Annotated in this window: 26 protein-coding genes and 1 pseudogene; 17 read left to right on the top strand and 10 right to left on the bottom strand. The window is 72.1% G+C overall.

Going from position 1 to position 23,332, the window contains the following annotated elements:
• The first annotated feature begins 68 nt into the window (after nt 1-68).
• The 4 genes from EU555_RS20320 (at nt 69) to EU555_RS20305 (ending at nt 3,629) form a co-directional block, all read left to right on the top strand.
• Nucleotides 69-1,094: an ABC transporter substrate-binding protein gene (locus EU555_RS20320; protein WP_135417055.1), complete on the top strand. Its 1,026-nt coding sequence runs from the start codon at nt 69-71 to the stop codon at nt 1,092-1,094.
• Complete coding sequence (locus EU555_RS20315; RefSeq protein ID WP_135417054.1) at nt 1,078-1,941, top strand: ABC transporter permease; 864 nt, start codon at nt 1,078-1,080, stop codon at nt 1,939-1,941. The genes EU555_RS20320 and EU555_RS20315 overlap by 17 nt, the downstream gene beginning before the upstream one ends.
• 207 nt (nt 1,942-2,148) lie before the next feature.
• A complete protein-coding gene (locus tag EU555_RS20310) occupies nt 2,149-2,919 on the top strand; it encodes an ABC transporter ATP-binding protein (RefSeq protein ID WP_135417053.1) in 771 nt (256 codons plus the stop codon).
• Nucleotides 2,916-3,629 carry a maleate cis-trans isomerase family protein gene (locus EU555_RS20305; RefSeq protein ID WP_205820963.1) on the top strand — a complete coding sequence of 238 codons (714 nt, stop codon included), beginning with the start codon at nt 2,916-2,918 and terminating at the stop codon, nt 3,627-3,629. Before EU555_RS20310 ends, EU555_RS20305 begins: the two co-directional genes overlap by 4 nt.
• A 212-nt stretch (nt 3,630-3,841) precedes the next feature.
• On the opposite strand, the gene EU555_RS20300 is transcribed toward EU555_RS20305, so the two are convergent.
• Nucleotides 3,842-4,351, bottom strand: a complete 510-nt coding sequence (locus EU555_RS20300; RefSeq protein WP_135417052.1) for a ferritin-like domain-containing protein — start codon at nt 4,349-4,351, stop codon at nt 3,842-3,844.
• A gap of 211 nt (nt 4,352-4,562) precedes the next feature.
• Here EU555_RS20300 and EU555_RS20295 point away from each other — a divergent pair, with 211 nt between their 5' ends.
• The 6 genes from EU555_RS20295 to EU555_RS20270 all read left to right on the top strand — a co-directional run bounded on the left by EU555_RS20295 (nt 4,563) and on the right by EU555_RS20270 (nt 7,803).
• On the top strand, nt 4,563-4,748 hold the full coding sequence (locus EU555_RS20295) for a hypothetical protein (protein WP_135417051.1): 186 nt from the start codon (nt 4,563-4,565) through the stop codon (nt 4,746-4,748).
• Nucleotides 4,749-4,798: 50 nt separating this feature from the next.
• Nucleotides 4,799-5,020: a hypothetical protein gene (locus EU555_RS20290; RefSeq protein WP_135417050.1), complete on the top strand. Its 222-nt coding sequence runs from the start codon at nt 4,799-4,801 to the stop codon at nt 5,018-5,020.
• A 174-nt stretch (nt 5,021-5,194) separates the two neighbouring features.
• Entirely contained in the window at nt 5,195-6,094 is a 900-nt protein-coding gene (bla, locus tag EU555_RS20285; RefSeq protein ID WP_135417049.1) for a class A beta-lactamase, read from the top strand.
• A gap of 28 nt (nt 6,095-6,122) precedes the next feature.
• Nucleotides 6,123-6,593, top strand: coding sequence for a Cys-tRNA(Pro) deacylase (gene ybaK, locus EU555_RS20280; RefSeq protein ID WP_135417048.1), 471 nt, complete (start codon nt 6,123-6,125; stop codon nt 6,591-6,593).
• A gap of 64 nt (nt 6,594-6,657) precedes the next feature.
• Complete coding sequence (locus tag EU555_RS20275; protein ID WP_135417047.1) at nt 6,658-7,005, top strand: hypothetical protein; 348 nt, start codon at nt 6,658-6,660, stop codon at nt 7,003-7,005.
• A 111-nt stretch (nt 7,006-7,116) separates the two neighbouring features.
• Complete coding sequence (locus EU555_RS20270) at nt 7,117-7,803, top strand: aspartate/glutamate racemase family protein (RefSeq protein WP_245524399.1); 687 nt, start codon at nt 7,117-7,119, stop codon at nt 7,801-7,803.
• An 8-nt stretch (nt 7,804-7,811) separates the two neighbouring features.
• On the opposite strand, the pseudogene EU555_RS20265 reads toward EU555_RS20270, so the two are convergent.
• From EU555_RS20265 to EU555_RS20255, 3 genes and pseudogenes are all read right to left on the bottom strand, one after another.
• A pseudogene (locus EU555_RS20265) lies at nt 7,812-8,384 on the bottom strand (HD domain-containing protein).
• The gene (locus EU555_RS20260) at nt 8,381-9,043 is read right to left on the bottom strand and encodes a HepT-like ribonuclease domain-containing protein (protein WP_135417046.1); all 663 of its coding nucleotides are present in this window, start codon (nt 9,041-9,043) and stop codon (nt 8,381-8,383) included. Before EU555_RS20260 ends, EU555_RS20265 begins: the two are co-directional and overlap by 4 nt.
• On the bottom strand, nt 9,043-9,468 hold the full coding sequence (locus tag EU555_RS20255; protein ID WP_135417045.1) for a RusA family crossover junction endodeoxyribonuclease: 426 nt from the start codon (nt 9,466-9,468) through the stop codon (nt 9,043-9,045). Before EU555_RS20255 ends, EU555_RS20260 begins: the two co-directional genes overlap by 1 nt.
• 210 nt (nt 9,469-9,678) lie before the next feature.
• Here EU555_RS20255 and panC point away from each other — a divergent pair, with 210 nt between their 5' ends.
• Entirely contained in the window at nt 9,679-10,545 is an 867-nt protein-coding gene (gene panC / locus EU555_RS20250) for a pantoate--beta-alanine ligase (RefSeq protein WP_135417044.1), read from the top strand.
• A 39-nt stretch (nt 10,546-10,584) separates the two neighbouring features.
• On the opposite strand, the gene dapD is transcribed toward panC, so the two are convergent.
• The 3 genes from dapD to EU555_RS20235 form a co-directional block, all read right to left on the bottom strand.
• Nucleotides 10,585-11,430, bottom strand: coding sequence for a 2,3,4,5-tetrahydropyridine-2,6-dicarboxylate N-succinyltransferase (gene dapD / locus EU555_RS20245; RefSeq protein WP_135417043.1), 846 nt, complete (start codon nt 11,428-11,430; stop codon nt 10,585-10,587).
• Nucleotides 11,431-11,494: 64 nt separating this feature from the next.
• Entirely contained in the window at nt 11,495-11,947 is a 453-nt protein-coding gene (locus EU555_RS20240) for a Crp/Fnr family transcriptional regulator (RefSeq protein ID WP_135417042.1), read from the bottom strand.
• Between the two features lie 118 nt (nt 11,948-12,065).
• Entirely contained in the window at nt 12,066-13,556 is a 1,491-nt protein-coding gene (locus tag EU555_RS20235; protein WP_167858621.1) for a sensor domain-containing diguanylate cyclase, read from the bottom strand.
• A 256-nt stretch (nt 13,557-13,812) separates the two neighbouring features.
• Between EU555_RS20235 and EU555_RS20230 the strand changes: the two genes are divergently transcribed.
• The gene (locus tag EU555_RS20230; protein WP_135417194.1) at nt 13,813-14,901 is read left to right on the top strand and encodes an alanine racemase; all 1,089 of its coding nucleotides are present in this window, start codon (nt 13,813-13,815) and stop codon (nt 14,899-14,901) included.
• A gap of 295 nt (nt 14,902-15,196) precedes the next feature.
• On the opposite strand, the gene EU555_RS20225 is transcribed toward EU555_RS20230, so the two are convergent.
• Together EU555_RS20225 and EU555_RS20220 are read right to left on the bottom strand one after the other, a co-directional pair.
• Nucleotides 15,197-15,883 (bottom strand): response regulator transcription factor, encoded by a 687-nt coding sequence (locus EU555_RS20225; RefSeq protein WP_135417040.1) that lies wholly within the window; start codon nt 15,881-15,883, stop codon nt 15,197-15,199.
• 175 nt (nt 15,884-16,058) lie between these two features.
• The gene (locus EU555_RS20220; protein ID WP_135417039.1) at nt 16,059-16,733 is read right to left on the bottom strand and encodes a 3'-5' exonuclease; all 675 of its coding nucleotides are present in this window, start codon (nt 16,731-16,733) and stop codon (nt 16,059-16,061) included.
• 120 nt (nt 16,734-16,853) lie between these two features.
• Between EU555_RS20220 and EU555_RS20215 the strand changes: the two genes are divergently transcribed.
• Nucleotides 16,854-17,387, top strand: coding sequence for a L,D-transpeptidase family protein (locus EU555_RS20215; protein ID WP_135417038.1), 534 nt, complete (start codon nt 16,854-16,856; stop codon nt 17,385-17,387).
• Between the two features lie 174 nt (nt 17,388-17,561).
• Nucleotides 17,562-17,762, top strand: coding sequence for a hypothetical protein (locus EU555_RS20210; RefSeq protein WP_135417037.1), 201 nt, complete (start codon nt 17,562-17,564; stop codon nt 17,760-17,762).
• 25 nt (nt 17,763-17,787) lie between these two features.
• Here EU555_RS20210 and EU555_RS20205 read toward each other — a convergent pair whose 3' ends face one another.
• Entirely contained in the window at nt 17,788-18,471 is a 684-nt protein-coding gene (locus tag EU555_RS20205; protein WP_135417036.1) for a YggS family pyridoxal phosphate-dependent enzyme, read from the bottom strand.
• Between the two features lie 187 nt (nt 18,472-18,658).
• On the opposite strand from EU555_RS20205, the gene leuS reads away from it, so the two are divergent.
• From leuS to holA, 3 genes are all read left to right on the top strand, one after another.
• Complete coding sequence (gene leuS / locus EU555_RS20200) at nt 18,659-21,250, top strand: leucine--tRNA ligase (protein ID WP_135417035.1); 2,592 nt, start codon at nt 18,659-18,661, stop codon at nt 21,248-21,250.
• Between the two features lie 267 nt (nt 21,251-21,517).
• Nucleotides 21,518-22,054 (top strand): LPS assembly lipoprotein LptE, encoded by a 537-nt coding sequence (locus EU555_RS20195; RefSeq protein WP_135417034.1) that lies wholly within the window; start codon nt 21,518-21,520, stop codon nt 22,052-22,054.
• A 1-nt stretch (nt 22,055) separates the two neighbouring features.
• On the top strand, nt 22,056-23,084 hold the full coding sequence (gene holA / locus EU555_RS20190) for a DNA polymerase III subunit delta (protein WP_135417033.1): 1,029 nt from the start codon (nt 22,056-22,058) through the stop codon (nt 23,082-23,084).
• The last annotated feature ends 248 nt before the right edge of the window (nt 23,085-23,332 follow it).

The raw sequence follows: 23,332 nt of genomic DNA, 5'->3' as shown, positions 1-23,332 counted from the left end.
CCAGGCTTCATCGGCTCATCCCGATCGTGCTCCCGGACGGCCCGCCCCCGACAGCGAGGTCACCGATCATGCGCCGCCATCTCGGCCCCCTGCTGGCCGCCGCCCTCTGGTCCTTCTCGGCTGGGTCCCTCTCGCCCGCCTCCGCCCAAGAAGCGCCAGCCGAGAAGGCGCCGGTGAAGGTCGGCTACGCCAAGTGCGCCCATTGCCTGCCGGTCGCCCTGCTGCCGGGGCTGGCCAAGGGCGCCACGATCGACGCCACCGGCTTCAATTCCGGCAACGACGTCCTGACGGCTTTGATCGCCAAGAGCCTCGACGTGGCGCAGGTGACGTACCTCCACTACGTCACCGCCCTCGACAAGGGCTTCGACATCGTGGCGGTGGCCGGGGAGGTGAATGGCGGCTCGGAATGCCTGTCGGCCAAGGCGCTGAACCTGAAGGCGGATGACTGGGCCGGGTTCAAGGCCGCGGTCGAGAAGGCGAAGGCGGCGGGCACGCCCCTCAAGGTCGCGGCCTCCCGCGGCAACGCGCAGGACATCCACATGCGCGGCGCCTTCCTCAAGCAGGGCATCAACCCGAACAAGGACGTGCAGTTCGTCAACATCCCGAACCCGTCCGACCACCTCGCGGCGATGCAGCGGGGCGAGATCGACATGGTCTGCTCGGTCGAGCCCTTCGCGTCGCAGATCCGCATGGCGGGGGCCGCCGCCCGCTTCGTGCTGCCCTACGACCAGGCGGCCGGCAACCTGACCAACCTGATCGTGACCCGCTCGGACGTCATTGCCTCCCGCCGCGCCGCCGTGCAGGCGGTGGTGGATGCCGACGTGGCGCTGGTCGGCAAGCTCGAGGCCGACAAGGGCATCTGGGTCGACGTCATCAACCAGAAGACCGGCCTGTCGAAGGAGGTCGCCGCCGAGGCGATCAAGAACGCCGAGCCGGATTACCGCATGCACCGGGCCAAGACCCTGGCGATCGCCGCGATGATGCGCGACCTCAAGTACATCAGCCGCGACGTCTCGGCCGACGTGGAGAAGCACATGGACTTCTCGTTCCTCGAGGCCGCCACGAAGAAGACCCGCGATGGCCTCGGCTACTGATACGGCGCCGCTCAGCGCCGCGACGACGGCCCCGTCCCGCCGGCTGCCGCGCCGGCTGATCGCCGCCGCCGAGCGGTCGGCCCTGCCGCTCCTCCTCGTCGCCGGCTGGGAGGCGTTTGCCCGCTCCGGCGCCCTGCCGGCGGCCCTGCTGCCGGCGCCCAGCGCGGTGCTGCACGCCCTCGGGGACTGGCTGCTGGGCCTCGACGAGAGCACCCAGACCTATTCCGGCCGCTGGGTGCCCGACGCGCTGGCGAGCCTGACCCGGGTCGCCGCCGGCTACGCCATCGCGGCCGTCTCGGCCATCCTGCTCGGCGTCGCCATCGGCTGGTGGCGGCTCGTCGAGCGCACGGTCGAGCCGACCTTGCAGATGCTGCGGCCGATCCCGCCGGTGTCGTGGATCCCGCTCGCCATCATCTGGTTCGGCATCGCCGACAAGCCGGCGATCTTCCTGGTCTTCCTCGGCGCGTTCTTCCCCGTGCTGATGAACACCATCCACGGCGTGCGCGGGGTCGACCGCAACCTGATCCGGGCCGGCGCGATGATGGGCGCCTCCGAGCGCCAGCTCCTCACCGACATCGTGCTGCCGGCCGCCCTGCCGTCGATCTTTTCCGGGCTGCGCATCGCGATCGGCTCGGCCTGGATGCTGACGGTGACCGCCGAGATGGTCGCGGTGAAGAGCGGCCTCGGCTATGTCCTGTGGGATTCCTACTACTTCCTGCGCTACGACATCGTGCTCGCCGCGATGATCTCGATCGGCCTGCTCGGCTACCTGTCCGACCTCGGCCTCAAGGCGGTGATGGCCTCGGTGCTGCACTGGCAGAAGGGCACGACGGTGCAGGGGCGGTGACGTTTCAGAATCGAGCGCGGGATCCCCTCTCCCGAGTGGGAGAGGGGTAGGGGTGAGGGTGCTACGGTTCCGACTGAAGCACTGAGCGTCGAGCTGCCAGCGCGACGGACAGAGCCCGACTCAGGACCGTAGCACCCTCACCCCCGGCCCCTCTCCCACACGGGAGAGGGGCGAACGCGCCCCATCCTTTTCCCCCGGAGAGTGTTCATGAGCGCGATTGACCTCGCCGACGTCCAGAAAGTCTTTCGCGACCGCGACGGGCGCGACCTCGTGGCGGTGGAGCGCACCCGGGCGACCATCGAGGCGGGCGAGTTCGTCTGTCTGCTCGGCCCCTCGGGTTGCGGCAAGTCCACCCTGCTCAACATGATCGCCGGCTTCGAGCGGCCGAGCGCCGGCGAGGTCCGGGTGGCGGGCCGGGCCGTCGAGCGGCCGGGGGCCGATCGCGGCGTGGTCTTCCAGCAGCCGACGCTGATGCCCTGGCTCACGGTCATCGACAACGTCGCCTTCCACCTCAAGCTGAAGGGCATGGGCAAGGCCGAGCGGCACGCGAAGGCCAAGACCTATATCGACCTCGTGGGCCTCACCGGCTTCGAGCGGCACTACCCGGCGGAGCTTTCCGGCGGCATGAGCCAGCGGGTCGGCATCGCCCGGGCGCTCCTGATGAACCCGGCGGTGATCCTGATGGACGAGCCCTACGCGGCCCTCGACGCCCAGACCAAGATCGAGATGCAGGAGGAGCTGGTCGCGATCTGGCAGCGGGTCGGCGCCACCGTGGTGTTCGTCACCCACTCCGTCGACGAGGCCCTGGTGCTGGCCAGCCGCATCGCCGTGATGAGCCGGCGCCCGGGCCGCATCCGGGAGTTCATCCCCTTCGACCTGGCCAGGCCGCGGGACGTGACGAGCCCGGACTTCAACGACATGAAGCGCCACGTCCTCGGGCTGATCCGCGAGGAATCGAGCCGGAAGGCGGCGGCATGATCCGGCTCGGCATGCTGACCCCCTCGTCGAACACGCGGCTCGAGCCGGCGACCGCCGCGCTCCTGCGGGATGCGGACGGGATCACCGCCCACTTCTCGCGCTTTCGCGTCACCGAGATCACCCTCTCGGCGGCGGGGCTCGGGCAGTTCGACGAGGCGCCGATCCTGGCCGCCAGCCGGCTCCTCGCCGACGCCAAGGTCGACGCGATCGCCTGGAACGGCACCTCGGCGGCCTGGCTGGGGTTCCCTCGCGACGAGGCCCTGTGCGCGCGCATCACCGACGCCACCGGCATCCCGGCGGCCACCGCGGTCCTGGGCTTTCGCGAGGCGTTCACCCGCGTCGCCATCCGCCGGGTCGGCCTCGTCACCCCCTATACCGGCGACGTGCAGGAGAAGATCCGGGCGAACTGGGGCGCGGCGGGGTTCGACTGCACCGCCGAGCGCCATTGCGGCCTGTCCGACAACTTCTCCTTCGCGGAGGTGCCGGAGGACGAGGTCGCCGCCATGGCCCGGGCGGTCGCGGCGGAGGGTGCCGAGGCGGTGGCGATCGTCTGCACCAACATGGCGGGGACGGCGCTCGTCGAGACCCTCGAGGCCGAGCTCGGCATCCCGGTCTTCGATTCGATCGCCGTCACCCTGTGGGCGGCCCTGCGGGCCGCGGGCACCGATCCCGGCCGGATCGCCGGCCAGGGCAGGCTGTTCCGGCTTTGAGCCTCGAAGCCGGCAAGAATGTCGAGACCTCCCACTCCCCAAGCTCATCCTGAGGTGCTGCCGCTTGCGGCAGCCTCGAAGGAGGGCTCTAGTAATCACACAGACCTCTGGAGTCCTCCTTCGAGGCCGTCGATCAAAGATCGAGTCGATCGTCGATCGCCGGGTACCTCAGGATGAGGTGAAGACTTGGAGAGAGGGATGAAAATGCGATCTCAGCGGTCCGCCTTGGCGCCGCCGAGAGTGAGCTCGAGGTAGCGCCGGGTGGTCGGCCGCACCAGGTCGGCCATGGCCTGGGCCATCGCCAGCTCCTCCTTCAGCGACGTCTCGAAGGCCGGCAGCCACCGGCTCTGGCCGGCGGCCTCCGCCAGGGTGATCAGCGCGTCGTAGGCCGCCGCCTCGTAGTTCTCGAAGGCGCGGTTGGCGAAGGCGTTCTTCAGGATCTCGTCCTGGGCCGGGGCGTGGGCAAGCGCCGCCATGTTGCCCATGAAGCCGAGCACGCCCTCCTTCAGGGTCGAGGGGCTCTCGGACAGGGCCGCCAGCGCCTCGTCGAGCCGGTCGCGCTGGCCGTGCGTCTCGGTGATGTGCCGGCGCAGGGCCGCCTCCATGTCGGGGTAGCGCTCCAGGCGTTCGACCTGCCGCTCCATGATCTGCAGGGCCTGCAGCTCGAGCGCGTGGGTGTTCTTCAGCGCGGTCACGTACAGCGAACGGATGTCCTCGGCCATCGTGGGTCCCTTCCGGTCTGCGGGGATGTGGGGGCAGGTGTCTGCTGCCCGAGCCAACGTTCCCCGCGACGGCCGGTTCGCCCCTGATACTCGTACTGTGACAAAGTATCCGGGCGGACCGGATTGGTCCGGAACGCCCGGAGAGGGCCGGCGTTGTCCGGCCTCCACGGGGAGGGCTCCGCCTCGCCCCGCCACCAGACAGGAGACCGCCATGACCGCGTCACCGCCTCCCGTGCCGCCGGCGAACCGCTCCGATAAGGGCCCCGGCAGCGCCGAGCGCGCGCCGACCGAGACCGGGCCGAAGGGCTCGAACCAGACCAAGGATCCGGACAAGATCGGCCAGGCCGGCAACTCGAAGGTGAACACCACCAACCAGGGCTACCAGCAGGATCGGTGACCGCGACGGTCGCCGAACCCACGGATTGCTGATCCAAGGATCATGACCGCATGAGCACGTCCGACAAGACCGACGCCGCCAACCGCCATCACGGCGGCCCCGGCAGCAGCCACCAGCGGCCCGACCGGCCCGACCCCACCGCCCATTCCGGCCCGAATCCCGGCTCGGCCACCAACGACAGCCGCTCCCACGTGTCGGGCGGCGGCGGCGAGCGCGACCGCCACCACACCCATGATCCCGACCGCAAGGGGCATTCGCCGCGGTCGCATTGAGGCGAGGTGCGCCGGCCCTGCCGCGACGAAGCGTCATTCCGTTAACGGTGTTTCCCGTGAAACGGCGGAGGCCGGCGCCGCCCCTCGCCCCGATCCTGTCACGGCCTCAGCGCGATATCGCCAAGGTCGGGCCTCAAGAGAGCATCCCTGACGATCCGCGCCAGGGAGCCCGCCATGTCCCACCCCGCTCTCCTTCACCCGGCCGCCGGCCTCACCCGTCGCGCCGCCCTGATCGGCACGGCGCTCGCGGCCTGTGCGGCCCGCGGCGCGGCGGCGGCGGAGGATGCGGCGGCCCGCCTCGCCCAGCTCGAGCGGCGCGACGGCGGCATGCTGGGGGTCGAGGTACGAGACACCGCTACCGGCCGCCGCTTCGGCCACCGGGCCGACGAGCGGTTCCCGCTCTGCAGCACCTTCAAGGCCGTTGCCGCCGCGGCGGTGCTGGCCCGGGCCGACACGGGCCAGGACGACCTGAACCGCCGGATCACCTATACCCGCGACGACATCCTCAGCTACGCCCCGGTCACGGCGAAGCACGTCGAGACCGGCATGACCCTCGCCGAGCTCTGCGCCGCCGCCGTGGTCTGGAGCGACAACACCGCCGCCAACCTGATGCTGGCGACGCTGGGCGGGCCCGAGGGCATCACCGCCTTCGCCCGGGCGCATGGCGACACCGTCACCCGCCTCGACCGGACCGAGCCGACCCTCAACACCGCGATTCGCGGCGACCTGCGCGACACGACGACCCCCGCCGCGATGGTCGGCCTCCTCGACACCCTCCTGCTCGGCCAGGCGCTCTCGGCCGCATCGCGCGCCCGGCTCACCGGCTGGATGCAGGAGAGCCCGACCGGGCTGAAGCGCGTGCGCGCCGGGCTGCCGGAGGGGTGGCGCACGGCCGACAAGACCGGCACCGGCGACAACGGCACCGCCAACGTCGTGGCGCTGATCCACCGCCCGGACGGTGCGCCGATCCTCGCGGCGGTGTATCTCACCGGATCACCGGCCGAGCCCGCCGCGCGCGACGCCCTGCACGCCGAGGTCGGCCGGCTGATCGCCCGGAGCTTTCCGGGCGCCTGACCCATCCGGAACTCCCGATCCACGGCCGATGTCGAAGACCACCCGCGCCACCCAGGCCCTCGCCCGCGCCGGCATCCCCCACACGATCCACGCCTACGACTACGACCCGGAGGCGACCCGCATCGGCCTCCAGGCCGCGGAGGCGATGGGCGTGGCCCCGGGCGAGGTGTTCAAGACCCTGATGGCCGCCGTCGACGGCAAGCCGGTCTGCGTGCTGGTGCCCTCCGACCGGGAGGTCTCGCTCAAGAAGCTCGCGGCCGCCTTCAAGGCCAAGTCCGCCGCGATGATGCGCCCGGCCGAGGCCGAGCGGCTGACCGGCTACCATGTCGGCGGCATCAGCCCGCTCGGCCAGAAGCGCGCGGTGCCGACCCTGGTCGATGCCGCCGCCCTCGCGCTCCACGACATCTTCGTCAATGGCGGCCAGCGCGGGCTGCAGCTGCGCGTGAAGCCCCACGACCTCGTGCGCGTGCTCCAGGCCCGCACCGAGGCCGTGACCTGACGCAAACGCCCCGTTAACCATGATCCGGCAAGGCTCGGCCGTGGTCTGATGACGGGGCGGTCGCATGGGGTACGGCGTGAGGCTCGTGGTGGGCGCGGTCGCCCTCGGCCTCGCGGGGCCGGCGATGGCCGCCGACATGGCGGAGCCGGGCTACTGGCCCGAGCCGCGCCCGGCACCGGGCTATGCTCCGGGTCCCCGCTACTTTCCGCGCGGCGACAGCGATGCCTCGCCCGCGACCCGCGCCGGCCCCGCCTGCCCGCCGGGCCAGGGCTTCGTCCCGACGAATGCGCCGGGCGACCCCACCTATGTCGGCTCGCCCTTCGGCCTCGGCAAGCCGAGCTATTACGGCTTTCCCCCGCCGCGCGGCGTCGACGACCCGTATGGGCGCCGACGGGGCGGGCGATGCCTGTAACCACATCGCACGGAGGGATGCCGGGCGGCGGGGACGAGCGGCAGGGCGGTCCGGACCTTGTCGGCGCGGCGCCGTTCGGTTAGCGCGTGCCGCCTGCCTCGGAGCGCCGTCATGATCCGCATCGCCTGCCTGCACACGGTCGACAGCAACGCCGCCGTCTTCGACGCGGCGCTGAGGACGGCCGGACTGGCCGAGGTCAGCCTGCGCCACACGGTGCGTCCCGACCTCCTCGCCGCCGCCGAGCGGGAAGGACGGCTCACCCCCGAGATCGCCGCCCAGACCGTCGCGATCCTGCAGAGCCTGTCCGCGGAGGCCGATGCGGTTCTGCTGACCTGCTCGACCCTGGGTCCGGCGGCGGAGGCCGCCTCCCGGGACGCTCCGGTCGCGATCCTGCGGGTCGATGCGGCCCTTGCCGCCGAGGCCGTGAGGGAGGGCGGCAGGGTCGTCGTCCTGTGCGCCGTCGAGACGACGGTCGAACCGACCCGGCGCCTGTTCGAGGCGGCGGCGCGGGCGACGGGGGCGGAGGTGAGCGTGCAGGTCGTGCCTCACGCCTGGGACGCTTTCAGGGCGGGCGACCGCGATCGCTACTGGGCGCTGACCGCCGATGCCGCCCGCGCCGCGAAGGCGCAGGGCGCCGCGCGGGTCGCCCTGGCGCAGGCGTCCATGGCCGGTGCCGCCGCACTGCTTCCCGAAGCGGTACGCCCCCTCGGCAGCCCGGCGGTCGGCCTTGCCGCCGCAGTGGCCGCCTCCCGGGCCCGGCAAGATGCCGCGCTCCGGCTGCAGGCAGGCCGAGCCTGAGCCGAGCCCTATTCGGCAGGCCGGGTCGCGCGCGCCCGGGTCTCCGCGTCGAGCACCGCCCGAACCGCCGCCGTCAGCGGATGGCGGGCGGTGTGCTTGGCGCCGTAGACGAGGTTGAAGGCGTAGTCGAAGCCCGGCGGGTTGAGGCCCTGGTTGTGCTGGAGGATCGTCTCCAGCTTGTCGAATCCCTTGGCCAGGACCGCTTCCGGCGAGGTGCCGGCCTCGTATTCCTCCCATAATCCCAGGATCTCGTCCCGGCGCGCCGGCGGCAGCGGCGCGGTCAGGCCTTCGAGGTCGCGCCGCTCCTGCGCGGTCTTGTCCGCCGCGCGGGGATCGGTCGCCGGGATGTCGCCGCCCAGAGCCTCGCCGAGGTCGTGGACGAGGCACATCTTGAGGAGCCTGAGCGCGTCGATCCCCGGGAGGCCGTCGGCCAGCACCATCACCATCAGGCAGAGCCGTCAGGTGTGCTCGGCCGTGCTCTCCTGCCGGCCGGACGCGGTGGTGCCGCTGCGCAGCGTGCTCTTGAGCGCCTCGGCCCGCCGCAGGAAGTCGAGGGTGCCGGCGAGGTCGTCGGGGGTCACGGGTGGACTGCCTCCTCGCTCAGCACCGCCCGGACCGCCGCGAGGACCAACGCGATGTCGTGGTCCGAGGGGTCGACCGCGAGGTCGCCGTGCACGATCCGGTTCCGGAGCGGGACCAGGGCACGCAGGTCCCGCTCGGTTTCCGGATCGACCAGGCCGTTCATCGCCAGGGCCTGCACGACGGTGCCGGGTGAATGCGCGCGGTCGGCCCCGTCGCGGGTGGCTCGCAGCGCTGCTTCCAGCAGCGCCCAGGCCAGGACGAAGGCGGGCCGACGGTGGCCCGCGGCGTGGAGCGCCCGGACCTCCGCCTCCTGCACGCGGATCTCGGCCGGATCGGCCCGCGGGATCGGGAACGCCTTGAGCGGGTCGCTCGCCATGAACGCGACGTGGAGGCGCCAGTCGGGATGACCCTCGAACAGCCGGCGGACGGCCGGCAGCGGCGGTTCCGACGGGCCCGGCCCGCGCCTCACGTCGATGGCGACGTTCTCTCCGGGCTTCCGGGCGATCGCATCGGGCCGGTAGCCCTCCAGGAAATCGGGCAGCTGATCGGCGTCGGGCTCGGCCTGGAACGAGAAGCCGGCCTGCTCGTAGCGCGCGCGCAGGGTCTCGACGAAACGCCGCTCGGCCTCGCCGTCGCGGGATCGCAGCGATGGGGTCATCAGGCCGTCCTCCAGCTCAGGTCGTCGATACGGATATAGACGACCGGCGGCGCGATGAGCAGAGCACCGGTCAGTTGAGCGCTCGGCTGCGCGAAACTCCAGTCGACGCCCGGCTCCAGCTTCTGCACGAGGACGCGCTCGATCGAGCGATCGTCGTTATAGGCCAGGTGAATCAGTGCATCCATGATCGGTTTCACGATATTGTCGACGTCGCCCACCATCGGCGCGCTCGGGAAGTAGTAGATCGTGAGGCTGAACGGCCCTTCCTGGACGAAACCGAGTTCGTCCGTCGCGTCGATGCGTGCCCGGGCCGCGTGTCTGACGGTCTCCGACCAGCGCGCCCTTGAGGCTGCCTTTGCCTTGAGCGAGAGAGGAGTGGCATTGATGAAGAACGCGAGCGGGTAGAGAGTTTCCTGCGCGTGCACGTTCCGGCTCGACCTCAGCGATTCATCTCATGTTACCCAAGGTATCATTCTCGAGAGAGAGTGCTGGGCCGAAGGGCCGAGTTTCCCAGCCGTGACGACGACCGGCAAATCCGAAGCGGATCATGCCCGCATCCTCACCCCGCGCCACCCTGGCGCCCTGCCCCCGCCCCGATTACGGTCGCGCCGATTCGACCGACCGGAGCGCCCGCGATGACCCCGTCCCCCTCCCCTCCCGGCCCCGTCCTGCGGCTCGGCGACGTCGCCGCGCTGCGGGCCCAGGTGCGGGCCTGGCGAGCGGCCGGCGAGGGCGTGGCGCTGGTGCCGACCATGGGGGCGCTGCACGAGGGGCACCTGTCCCTGGTGCGGCGGGCGCAGGCGCGCTGCCGGCGGGTCGTGGTCAGCATCTTCGTCAACCCGACGCAGTTCGGCCCGAACGAGGACTTCTCCCGCTATCCCCGCGTCCTGGAAGCCGACCTCGCCCTCCTGGCGGAGGTCGGGGCGGATGCCGCCTTCCTGCCGGAGGTGGCGACGATGTACCCGCCGGGATTCGCCACCACCGTGACGGTGGCGGGGCTCACGGAGGTGCTGTGCGGCCCCCTGCGTCCGGGGCACTTCGCCGGCGTCGCCACCGTGGTGACGAAGCTGCTGCTGCAAGGCCTGCCGGACCGGGCGCTGTTCGGCGAGAAGGATTTTCAGCAGCTCCAGGTGATCCGGCGCGCTGCCCGCGACCTCGACATCCCGGTCGCGATCGAGGGCGCGCCGACCTTCCGCGAGGCCGACGGCCTCGCGATGTCGTCCCGCAACCGCTACCTCTCGGCCGAGGAGCGGCGGGTGGCGCCCGTGATGCACGCGGTGCTGCAGCAGGTGGCCGAGGCCGTGCGCGGCGGCGGCGAGACCGCTCCCGCCCTGGCCCAGGGCCGGGCGGCGCTCGAGGCGGCGGGGTTCTCGCCGGTGCAGTACCTGTCGGTGAACGATGCCGAGAGCCTGGCGCCGCTCGATCGCGTCGAGGGACCGGCGCGGGTGCTGGCGGCGGCCTATCTCGGCCGCACGCGCCTCATCGACAACGTGGCGGTCTGACGGACCGCGACGCAGGACGCCTCAGTCCCGCACGGGGCGTCAGTCCCGCAGGAGCTCGTTGATGCCGGTCTTGGCCCGGGTGCCGGCATCGACGCGCTTGACGATGACGGCGCAGTAGAGCGACGGGCCGGGAGTGCCGTCCGGCAGCGCCTTGCCGGGCTGCGTGCCCGACACCACCACCGAGTAGGGCGGCACGCGGCCGTAGGAGACCTCGCCGGTGGCCCGGTCGATGATCTTGGTCGAGGCGCCGATATAGACGCCCATCGACAGCACGCTGCCCTCGCCGACGATCACGCCCTCGGCCACCTCGGCGCGGGCGCCGATGAAGCAGTTGTCCTCGATGATGACCGGGTTGGCCTGGAGCGGCTCGAGCACGCCGGCGATGCCGGCGCCGCCCGAGATGTGGCAGTTCTTGCCCACCTGCGCGCAGGAGCCGATCGTCGCCCAGGTGTCGACCATCGTGCCCTCGCCCACATACGCACCGAGATTGACGAAGGAGGGCATCAGCACCGCGCCGGCGGCGATATGGGCGCCCCGGCGCACCACCGCGCCCGGCACCGCCCGGAAGCCCGCGGCGCGGAAGCGCGCGGCATCCCAGCCCTCGAACTTCGACGGGACCTTGTCCCACCAGGCCGCGCCGCCGGGTCCGCCCGGGATCACCGCCATGTCGTTGAGGCGGAAGGAAAGCAGCACCGCCTTCTTGAGCCACTGGTTGACGTGCCAGTCCTCGCCCCCGGCCTTCTCGGCGACGCGCGCCTCGCCGGAATCGAGCAGCGCCAGGGCGGCCTCGACCGCCTCGCGCACGGGCCCGCGCGTGTCCGCGCCGATCGTCGCGCGGTCCTCCCAGGCGGCTTCGATGGTCCGGGCGAGATCGGCGTGCGACATGGGGCGAGGTCCAGGGCGGGAGAGAGGGATCGGCGTCCCCTCTAGCAAAGCCCGCCGGGCGCTGTCACGTCGGGTCCGCGGCGCGGCTGCCGGCGAAGGCCCGGGTCAGGGCCGCGAGCTCGTCGGCGAGCGCGTCGTGAATCACCGCGGCGGCGTCGGGAAACACCTCGAGCACCCGGCGCATCACCGCCTGGGTGACCGCCATGACCTCGACCGGCCCGGGGCCGGCCCGCGCGGTGGTCGGCCGCTCGAGGGGGATGAACAGGGCGGCCTGGCCGATCAGGGAAGCGGGGCCGGCCTCGACCGGGGTGCCGCCGGGGGAGCGGGGCTCCAGCACCACCGTGCCGCGGGTCACCACGAAGCCGCCCTCGGCCGTCTCGCCGCGGGAGAACAGCACGGCGCCGGGCTCCAGCCGCCGGCGTTCGGCCGCGAACGAGATCAGCCGCAGGGCGTCCCGGTTCATCAGTCCGAAGAGCGGGGCCGCCGCCAGGATCGCGATGTCGTCGTCGAGCGCCAACGGCCTCGCTCTCCCCCTCTCGGCGCCTGCGCGCTCCTCGAAGCGCCCGAGCGGCCCGGCCAAGCTCTAGCCGATCCGGCCATCCTGCACCATGCGCCAGCCGGCAGACCGGGCGGGATCAGGCAACCTGGGCCGCCGCGGGTCCGCCGGGCCGCGCCACCACGCGGTTGCGCCCCTGGCGCTTGGCCTCGTAGAGCGCGGCGTCGGCGGCCGAGAAGCACTGCCCGCCGGTCTCGCCCGGGACGGCCTCGGCGACGCCGAGGCTCAAGGTGACGATGCCGCCCTCGTTGCCGACATGCGGGATCTGCAGCCGCGCCAGCGCCCGGCGGATGCGCTCGGCCCGGGCGACGGCCTCGGGGCCGGCGCTCCCCGGCAGCAGCACGGCGAATTCCTCGCCGCCGATCCGGCAGGCGACCTCCTCCGGGCCCCGGACCTGACGCTGCAGCACCCGGGCGACGGCGCGCAAGACCTCGTCCCCGGCGAGATGCCCGTAGGTGTCGTTGTAGCGCTTGAAGCGGTCGGCATCGAGGAGGACGAGGGAGAGCGGCCCGCCGGCCCCCCGCGCCTGCTCTCTCGCGCGCGAGAAGGCCTCGTCGAAGTGGCGCCGGTTCGGCAGCGCGGTGAGCCCGTCGGTATGGGCGAGCCGGGCGAGGTCGTGGTTGGCGGCGAGCGCCTGCTCCTCGGCCCGGCTGCGCCGCTCGAGCTCGCGCTGGAGCACCAGCGTCAGCCCGACCATGCCGCCGCACAGGATCGTCACCAGGGCGATGATCGCGACCGCCTTCGGCCGCCACAGGGACCCGATCGCCGCGGTCGGCACCACCACCGTGGCGATGAGGGCGCGGTCGCCGATCCGGCTGTAGCTGAACAGCCCTTCGATCGCCTCGGTGTAGCCGGTCGCGACGAACTGGCCCGCGCGGCTCTCGAAGAAGCGGGGGAAATGCGCCGCCTCCCGCAGGTTGCGGCCGATCGTGCCCTCCATCGGCGGGCTGCGGACGAGAAGCTCGCCGCTGTCGCGGAAGAACGCGATGCGGCTGCGCTCGCCGAGGCTGAGGCGGCGGAACAACGCGTTGAAGTAGCCGATGTCGATCGTGCCGACCACGACGCCCGCGAAGGCCCCGTCCGCGTAGGTGAGGCGCCGGCTGAGCGGGATCACCCAGCGCCCGTCCGGCTCCATCCGCAGCGGCTTGCCGATGTAGAGGTCCGCATCCTCCCGCTGCTTGTGGACGAGGAAGAAATCCGCATCGGGAAAGCGCAGCGGGCGCGGCACGATGGCGCTCGAATCGACGAAGGCCTGTCCCTGCGGGTCGAGGGCCAGGATCGCGCCGAGGCCGTTCGCCGTGGCGGCGCGGTCGAACAGGATCATCTGGCGCAATTCCGGCGCGATCCCGTCGACCTCCGGGTTGCGCAGGCCGTCGACCACGGCCTGGAGCGACAGGTCGTAGAGCTCGATGTTGCGGTCGACCATGTGCTCGACCGCCTCCAGCAGGTTCTGCGACACCCGGCCGACCTGATCCCAGGCGCTGCGGCGCATCTGCATCACCATCAGGGCGGAGGCCGCCCCGATCACCAGGGTGACGGCGATGATCGACCCGGCCAGCGTGCGGGACACGGCGGAGCGTCGACTGGGGGGTCGATGATGCATCGGCGCTCCGTTGCGCGGTGCTGGGCCTCCCGCACGGTGTAGGACCCTATGTCTAAGATTAGGTTGCGCGCCAGCGACGGGGTGAGGTCGCGCCGGCCGGTGGGCGGCGCGCCCGGACCCGGCTACGATCGGGGCCGCCTGCCGCAGGAGGGACGACGATGCGCCGCCACATGATCCTCGACACAGCCCGCCGGGATCCGGGCCACACGGGGTCGCCGACGTGATCGCGCCGGCGTTGCGCGAGGAGATCGCCCGCCGCTACGGCACGCCGGCGGTCGTGATCGACCTCGACCGGGTGGCCCGCAACATCGCGCGGCTCCAGGCCGCCTGCGAGGCCGGCGGCGTCGCCAACCGTCCTCACGTCAAGACGCACAAGAGCCCGGTCCTCGCCCGGATGCAGATCGAGGCCGGCGCGCGCGGCGTCACCTGCCAGAAGCTCGGCGAGGCCGAGGTGATGGCGGCGGCGGGCATCGACGACATCCTGATCAGCTACAACCTTCTCGGGCCGCAGGCGGTCGGGCGCCTCGGCCGGCTCCTGCGCGAGAGTGCCGCCCGGATCACGGTCGCGGCCGACAACCCGGTGACGGTGGCGGGCCTGCCCGAGGCGGCGCGAGCCGGCGGGCGCACCCTCGACGTGGTGGTGGAATGCGACACCGGTCGCCGGCGCGCCGGCGTCGAGACCCCGGGCGAGGCGGTGGCGCTCGCCCGCGACATCGCGGGCCGGCCCGGCCTCGCCTTCGCGGGCCTGCTGCTCTACCCGCCGACCGGCGGCGTTGCTTCTGCGCAGCGCTTCCTGGATGAGGCGCAGGCGGGGCTTGCGGCGCACGGCCTCTCCGCCCGCATCGTCTCGACCGGCGGCACGCCGAACCTGCCGGAGATCGGGCAGGTCCGCGGCGCCACCGAGCACCGGGCCGGCACCGTGATCTTCAACGACCGCATGATGATGGCGGCGGGCGTCGCGACGCTTCAGGATTGCGCCCTGGCGGTCCTGGCGCGGGTGGTCAGCCGGGCGGCGCCCGAGCGCGGGATCCTGGATGCCGGCTCCAAGACCCTGACCAGCGACACCGGCGGCGGGCTCGACGGGTTCGGGCTCCTGCCCGACCATCCGGGCGCCCGCATCGCGGCCTTCGCCGAGGAGCACGGCTTCCTGGATCTCTCGGCCTGCCCCGAGCGACCGGCGGTCGGCACCCTGGTCGAGGTGGTGCCCAACCACGTCTGCGTCGTCGTCAACATGGTCGACGCGCTGGTGGCGGTGCGGGACGGCGCGATCGTCGGGACGATTCCGGTAGAGGCGCGGGGGATGATCGCGTAGGCGCGGGACCAGTCCGGTCCGCCACATCGTTCCGCTTGATCAGGCCCGAACCGGATTGGGCGCGGGATCCCCTCTCCCGTGTGGGAGAGGGGTAGGGGATCGAAGATCCCGCGTGAGGGTGACACGCTTCAGTGTGAGTCGCTGAGCATGGTGCTGGCAGCTCGGCGCTCAACGCCGGACTCAGAACCGTAGCACCCTCACCCCTACCCCTCTCCCACACGGGAGAGGGGAGACGCGCTCTATCCTTATTCGAACGGTTCAGACGGAACCGGTACCATCGCCCCCATCGCCCCTCTCACGGCAGCAGCTTGTACCCCCCGCCCTCGGTCACCAGGATCGAGGCCGTCGCCGGGTTGGGCTCGATCTTCTGGCGCAGGCGGTAGATGTGGGTCTCGAGGGTGTGGGTGGTGACCTGGGCGTTGTAGCCCCAGACCTCGGCCAGCAGCGTGTCGCGCCCGACCACCTGCCGCCCGGCCCGGTACAGGAAGCGCAGGATCGCGGTCTCCTTCTCGGTGAGCTTCAGCTTCGAGCCGCGCTCGCCGACCAGGAGCTTGGCGCCCGGACGGAAGGTGTAGGGGCCGATCTGGAACACCGCGTCCTCGCTCGCCTCGTACTGGCGCAGCTGGGCGCGGATGCGGGCGAGCAGCACCGCGAGCTTGAACGGCTTCGTCACGTAGTCGTTGGCGCCGGCATCCAGCCCCTGCACGGTGTCCGAGTCCGAGGCCTGGCCGGTCAGCATGATCACCGGGCCGCGAAAGCCGCCCTGGCGCATCTGACGCACCGCCTCGCGCCCGTCGAGGTCGGGCAGGCCGACATCCATCACCACGAGGTCGACCCGCTCCGCCGCGACCCGGTCCATCGCGGCCCGGGCGGTCTCGGCGGTGACGACCTCGAAGGCGTCCGAGAGGGCGAGCTGCTCGGTCAGCGTGTCGCGCAGGGTCGGATCGTCGTCGACGACGAGCAGGCGATGGGCGTTCGACATCGAACCGGCACTCTCGAGGAGGGGACGGCCGCCGGGAGGCCGCGCCCCCAACGCGGCCTCCCGGCGGCCGCTGCCCGGCCCGGACGATCCGGCAGCCTGGCAGCATGCGGGGGCAGAGTAGCGGAGCGTCCCGCCGCGGCAAGGGCCGGGCCCGGCCCTGTCCACGGCCCCCGCGTCACGCCCGGGGCGGCAGCGGTCCCTCGGGACGCGGCGGCGCAGGCCGCAGGTTGGCGGGGGCCTGGAGCGGCGGGCGCTTCACCGCCACCGGGCAGGCCTGGAGCCAGAGATAGGCCCGGAGCGCCAGCCAGGCATCCTCGAGCGCGCCGTGGCGGGCGCCGGCCCGCGCGATGCCGATGCGCCGGCAGACCGCGTCGAGGGCTGCCCGTCCCTTCTCGCCCCGGCGGCGATAGGACTCCATGGTGCAGTAGACCTTGGGCAGGACCGGAGCCAGGCCGGCGGCGGCGAACTCGCGGTTGAGGAAGCCGAGGTCGAAGGCGGCGTTGTGGGCGACGACGAGGTCGGCCCCGGCGAGGAGATCCGCCACCGCGCCGGCATGCCGCCCGGCCGGGTCCTGGTGGCGCAGGAGCCAGTCGTCGTAGCCGTGCACGGCCTCGGCCCTCGGATGGCTCGGGCGGCCGGGATCGAAGATCAGATGGTGGCAGGCGATCTCGGGCCGGCCTGTGGCAAGGGAGGCGGTGGCGAGCGCCACGGCGCCGAAGCTCACCACCCGGTCCGTCTCGGCCAGGCCGGTGGTCTCGACGTCGACGGCGACGAGGCGCGCCGGCAGCCAGCCGAGCCAGTCGGGCGGCGCAGCGGGGATCGGGGTCGGCGCGGGCGTCCTCTGGTGCATGGAGCGTGTCGTCCGGGGGGCGCCGCAGTGTCCCTCGGACCGGCCGTCCTGTCACGCTCGGCAACGCCCCTGAAGCCCGAGCCTCTGGAGCGGACCGCGACCGCGCCGTAAGACGGGGCCATGAAGCGCATCACCCTCCCGCGGCTGCGGGTCCGCCCGAACCCCCTCGACCGCCGCCGCGGCACCCTGATCGCCGGCCCGGTCCTGATCCCCTGCGCCCTCGGCAAGGGCGGCCAGACCCGCACCAAGCGCGAGGGCGACGGCGCCTCGCCCCATGGCGCCTTCCGGCTGCGCGGCGGCTTCTACCGGCCGGACCGGCTCGGGGTACGGCCCGCGACCCGCCTCCCCCTGCGCCGCATCCGCCCGAACGACGGCTGGTGCGACGACCCGAAGGACCGGCGCTACAACCGGCCGCTGCCCCTCCCCGCCCCCGGCATCAGCGCCGAGCGGCTGTGGCGCGACGACGGGCTCTACGACCTCGTGATCGACCTCGACTACAACCGCGGCCCGATCCGCCGCGGGCGGGGCAGCGCCATCTTCCTGCACGTCGCCCGTCCGGGCTTCGGGCCGACCGAGGGCTGCGTCGCCCTGCGCCGGACCGACCTGATCAGGCTCCTGCGCCGCCTCGGGCCCGGCACGCGCCTCGCGATCTGAGAAAGCTGTTCTCCGATCTCCCGGGATTTTCGCGACATTTGTCTCTCTTCGCCATGCTGCGAAGCACAACGACATCTATCATTTTGGTAACGCTGCCACACTCGCGCTTCGCGAAAACATCCTGTAGGGTCTGGCTGCCACACAAAAGCCGCATCGGACGCAGGGGAGAGACGCATGCTCGACGCCTATACCGCGACCGAGATCGTTCGGGCCCGCCAGATCCATGCGGCCGAGGGACCGCGCGGCACCCTCTGGGACGGGTCCGTGCGCTACCGGGACGGGATGCCGAACTCCCCTGTGCTGCTGACGGACGAGGACCGGGTCCGCTTCCTGGAGCAGGCGCGGGAGGAGATCCGCTGCCTGCACGCCAACTGACGGTCGCGCGTCAGGCCTCGACGGGTCAGCCTTTCGGCTGGCGCGCCCCGAAGATGGCGCTGCCGACCCGCACATGGGTCGCCCCCATCTGGATCGCCGCCGGGTAATCGGCGCTCATCCCCATCGACAGGATCGGCAGGGCGTGGCGGCGGGCGATCGCCGCCAGCAGGCCGAAATGCGCCGAGGGCGGGTCCTCCGCCGGCGGAATGCACATCAGCCCCGAGACGGTGAGGCCATGGGTGTCCCGGCACTCGGCCAGGAAGGCGTCGACCGCGCCCGGCGCGACGCCGCCCTTCTGCGGCTCCTCGCCGGTATTGACCTGGACCAGCAGGGTCGGGTGCCGACCGGCGCGGGCGATCTCCTTGGCGAGCGCCGCGGCGAGCGACCTCCGGTCGAGCGTGTGGATCACGTCGAACAGCTCCACCGCCTCCCGTGCCTTGTTCGACTGCAGCGGGCCGATCAGGTGCAGCTCGGTATCCGGAAACGCCTCGCGCAGGGCCGGCCACTTGGCCTTCGCCTCCTGCACGTAGTTCTCGCCGAAGAGACGCTGGCCCGCCTCCAGTGCCGGCCGGATGCCCTCGGGCGCGATCGTCTTCGACACGGCGATCAGGGCAATGCCGGCGGGGTCGCGCTCGCTGTCGTGGGCTGCCCGGGCGATCGCCGCGCGCACCTCATCCAGGTTCGACGTCACGGCTTGCGGGTCGATCATGACCGGCTCCCCTCTCCGGCGGCGCGTCGCCGTGCTTGATTGTTGACCCTCGGGACCAAACCGTGTCCTAGTCCGCCGGCGCCGCGCCGAGCAAGCTCAACCGTTTGCGGCCGTGACGTTTTCCCTCTCCTCCCCCTGCCGCCGGTGCTCACGGCGCCGGCGCCGACCGGTCGCAAAGACGCCACCCATGGCCGAACGTTACAACGCGAAGGATTCCGAGCCCCACTGGCAGCAGGTGTGGGCCGAGCGGGAGATTTTTCGCACCCGCAACGACGATCCGCGTCCGAAATACTACGTGCTCGAGATGTTCCCCTACCCGTCGGGGCGCATCCACATGGGCCACGTGCGCAATTACGCCATGGGCGACGTGGTGGCGCGATACAAGCGCGCCAAGGGCTTCAACGTGCTGCACCCGATGGGCTGGGACGCCTTCGGGCTGCCGGCCGAGAACGCCGCGATGCAGAACAAGGTCAACCCGCGGGACTGGACCTACGCCAACATCGCGACGATGCGGGCGCAGCTGCAGTCGATGGGCCTGTCGCTGGACTGGAGCCGCGAGATCGCGACCTGCGATCCCGACTACTACAAGCACCAGCAGCGGATGTTCCTGGACTTCCTGAAGGCCGGGCTGGTCGCGCGCCGCACCGCCAAGGTCAACTGGGATCCGGTCGACCATACCGTGCTCGCCAACGAGCAGGTGATCGACGGGCGCGGCTGGCGCTCGGGGGCGCTGGTCGAGCAGCGCGAGCTGACCCAGTGGTTCTTCAAGATCACCGATTTCGCGCAGGACCTCGACGACCGGCTCGACACCCTGGAGCGCTGGCCCGAGAAGGTCCGGCTGATGCAGCGCAACTGGATCGGCCGCTCGGAAGGCCTGGAGCTGCGCTTCGCCCTGGAGGCGGCGCCGGAAGGCGCCGCGCGCGACGTCACGGTCTACACCACCCGCCCCGATACGCTGTTCGGCGCGAAGTTCCTGGCGGTCGCCGCCGACCACCCGCTCGCCGCCGCGGTGGCGGCGGGCAACCGGGCCCTGCAGGATTTCATCGCCGAGTGCCGCCGCATGGGCACGGCGCAGGCCGCGATCGACACGGCGGAGAAGCTCGGCTTCGACACCGGCCTCAAGGTGCGCCACCCGCTCGATCCGTCCTGGACCCTGCCGGTCTACGTGGCGAACTTCGTGCTGATGGAATACGGCACCGGCGCGGTGTTCGGCTGCCCGGCCCACGACCAGCGCGACCTCGACTTCGCCAACAAGTACGGCCTCGGCAACACGCCGGTCGTCTGCCCGCCCGACCAGGATCCGGCCACCTTCGTGATCACCGACACCGCCTATGTCGGCGAGGGCCGGATGATCCACTCGCGCTTCCTCGACGGGATGAGCACCGACGAGGCGTTCGCGGCCGTCGCCGGGCGCCTGGAGGCCGAGACCCTGGACGGCGCGCCCGTCGGGCGCCGCCGGGTGCAGTTCCGCCTGCGCGACTGGGGCGTGTCGCGCCAGCGCTACTGGGGCTGCCCGATCCCGGTGATCCACTGCGAGTCGTGCGGCGTCGTGCCGGTGCCGGTCGAGGACCTGCCGGTGCGGCTGCCCGAGGAGGTCTCGTTCGACGTGCCCGGCAACCCGCTCGAGCGCGACGCCGCCTGGCGCACCGTGCCGTGCCCGTCCTGCGGGGCCGAGGCCCGGCGCGAGACCGACACGATGGACACCTTCGTCGATTCGTCCTGGTACTTCGCGCGCTTCACCGCGCCGTGGCTCAAGGGCGCGCCGACCGACAAGGCGGTGGCCGACCGCTGGCTGCCCGTCGACCAGTATATCGGCGGCATCGAGCACGCGATCCTGCACCTGCTCTATTCCCGCTTCTTCATGCGGGCGATGCGCCAGACCGGCTGGGCCGGGCTCGACGAGCCCTTCGCCGGCCTGTTCACGCAGGGCATGGTCGTCCACGAGACCTATCGCGACGCGGCCGGCGCCTGGGTGCAGCCGGTCGACGTCAAGGTGGTGACCGAGGACGGCACCCGTAAGGCGTTTCACGTGAAAACCGACGCGCCGATCGCCATCGGGGCGATCGAGAAGATGTCGAAGTCGAAGAAGAACGTCGTCGACCCCGACGACATCATCGCGTCGTACGGCGCCGACACGGCCCGCTGGTTCATGCTCTCCGACTCGCCGCCGGAGCGCGACGTGATCTGGACCGAGGATGGCGTGCAGGGCGCCTCGCGCTTCGTCCAGCGCGTGTGGCGCCTGGTGAGCGAGGTGGCCGAGGGCGGCACCGAGCCGGCGGCGGCCGGCAGCGAGGCGGTGCTGAAGGCGGCCCACAAGGCGCTGGCGGCGGTCGGCGACGACATCGAGCGCCTGCGCTTCAACCGCTGCGTCGCCCACGTCTACGAGCTGGCCAACAGCCTGCAGGAGGCGGTCAACGCCGAGCGCGGCCGCGCCCCCTCCCCTGCCCTCAAGGAGGCGACGCTGATCCTGGTGCAGCTCATCGCCCCGATGATGCCGCACCTCGCCGAGACCTGCTGGCGGACGCTCGGACAGGATGGGCTCGTGGCCGAGGCGGCTTGGCCGGAGGTGCGTCGCGACCTCCTGGTCGAGGACAGCGTGACCCTGCCGGTGCAGATCAACGGCCGCAAGCGCGCCGACGTGACCGTGCCTCGCGATGCCGACCAGGCGGCGGTCGAGACCGCGGCGCTGGCGCTCGAGCCGGTGCAGCGGGCGCTGGAGGGCAAGCCGCCCCGCAAGGTGATCGTGGTGCCTTTGCGCATCGTCAACATCGTGGTCTGATCGACCCCCTCGCGTCCGGGGGCTCCGAGGCCCGACGATCGAAGGATCGCCGGGCCTCGCTTCCGTCGGCGCCATCCGCGATATCCACCGGCTGTCCGGGCCTTCCGCCCTTCTGCTGCCGCAGAGCTTCTTTATCTCTCCGCCTCTATCCTGCGGCCCCGCGGGTACTGCCGGGACAAATTCCGGCACCCCTTGGCAGGGCCTCAGCGGAGCGGTAACGGCGTCAGCGTAGCGGTCACGAGGCGAGCGGTGGCAGGACGGATCTTCATGGCGGGCAGCACGGCGAAGACGGCGCGGACCCTCACTCTCGTCGCCACCCTGGCGCTCGGCCTCTCGGCCTGCTTCCGGCCCCTCTACGGGCCGACCGCTTCCGGTGCCCCCTTGAGCGCCGTCCTCGCCTCGATCCAGGTCGAGCCGGCCAAGACCGCGCAGGGCCAGGAGCGCCTCGGCCATTACCTGCGCAGCGAGCTGGTCTTCGACCTCGACGGGTCGGGCCAGCCGTCGGAGAAGAAGTACCGCCTGACGCTCACGGCGAGCGAGTCGGTGCAGACGCCGATCGTCAGCTCCGTGACCGGCCGGGCCGAGGCGGCGACGCTCGTCGGCGTCGCCTCCTACAAGGTCCAGACCCTCGTGGGCGACCGCGTCGTCACCGAGGGCGTCGCCCAGGGCACCGCCACCTACGACCGCTCGGCGCAGCGCTTCGCCAGCCTGCGCGCCGCCCGCGACGCCGAGATCCGGCTGGCCAAGCTCCTGTCCGACCAGATCAAGACGCGCGTCGCCGCGATCCTGGCGACCCAGCCCTGACATGACCGCCGTCAAGGCCGGCGAGGTCGAGGGGCTGCTCCGCCGCGGCCCGGATCCCCGCATCGCCGTGATCCTGGTCTACGGACCCGATACCGGCCTCGTCGCCGAGCGCGCCCGCCGGCTCGCCGAGCAGGCGGTCGACGATCCCGCCGACCCCTTCGCCCTGGTCAAGCTCGACGGCGACGTCCTGGCGAGCGATCCCGGCCGCCTCGTCGACGAGGCCGGCACGGTCGGGCTGTTCGGGGGCAAGCGCGCCGTCTGGGTGCGGCCCGGCAGCCGCAACTACGCCCCTGCGGTCGAGGCCGCCCTGACGCAGGAAGGCACCGACACCCGGATCGTCGTCGAGGCCGGCGATCTCGCCAAGTCCGCCCCCTTGCGCGTCGTCTGCGAGCGGTCGCCCCGGGCCCTGGCGATCCCGTGCTATCCCGACGATGCCGGCACGCTGGCCGAGCTGATCGAGCGCACCTTGCGGGCCGACGGCTTGCGCATCACCCGCGAGGCCCGCGACCTCCTCGCCGGCAGCCTCGGCGGCGACCGGCGGGCGAGCCTCGGCGAGATCGAGAAGCTCGCCCTCTACGCCCGCGGGCAGGGCGAGGTCGGGATCGAGGACGTCGAGGCGATCGGCAGCGACGTCTCGGACAAGATGCTCAACGCCCTCATCGACGCCGCCTTCGCCGGGCGCGTCGCGGAGACCGAGCGCAGCTACCGCCGCTTCCAGATCGAGGGCATGGACGCCTCGGTGATGCTCGGCGCCGCCCTGCGGCACGCGCTCACGCTGCTCGCCACCCGCCTCGACGGCGAGGGCAAAAGCCCGGGCGCGATGGTGGCCGGCTGGCGCGGCCTGCATTTCCGACGCCAGAGGATCGTCGAGACCCAGCTCGCCCGCTGGAGCCCGGCCTCGTTGCGCCGGGCGGTGGCGCTGCTGCAGGAGGCGGTGCTGAATGCCCGCCGGGCCGGGGGCGACTTCGCGCATGCGGTCGCCGCCGACCTCTTCCTGCGCCTCGCCAGCGAGGCGGCGCGGCGGGGCTGACCGGCCTCCCCTGCCCTGCTCTCGCCGAGGGGACGGACGGCAAGCCGAGAGAAACCGAGAGTCGGGTTAGCGTATTCAGAGACGCTCATCCCAGCCCTCGACCTCATCCTGAGGTGCTGGCGATCTTCGATCGTCGTCCGTGAAGAAATCGCTCAGGCGGCTTGGCGGCTTGGCGGCTTGGCTGCTTGGCGGGTCGGATCTGACCATGCGGAGTGCGGCGGCGAGCAGGAGAGACAGCAAAAGCCTGA

The organism is Methylobacterium nonmethylotrophicum (genome assembly GCF_004745635.1).
Taxonomy (GTDB): Bacteria; Pseudomonadota; Alphaproteobacteria; order Rhizobiales; family Beijerinckiaceae; genus Methylobacterium; species Methylobacterium nonmethylotrophicum.
Note: the sequence above shows the minus strand (reverse complement) of the source record. Positions and strands in the feature narration are given on the sequence as shown.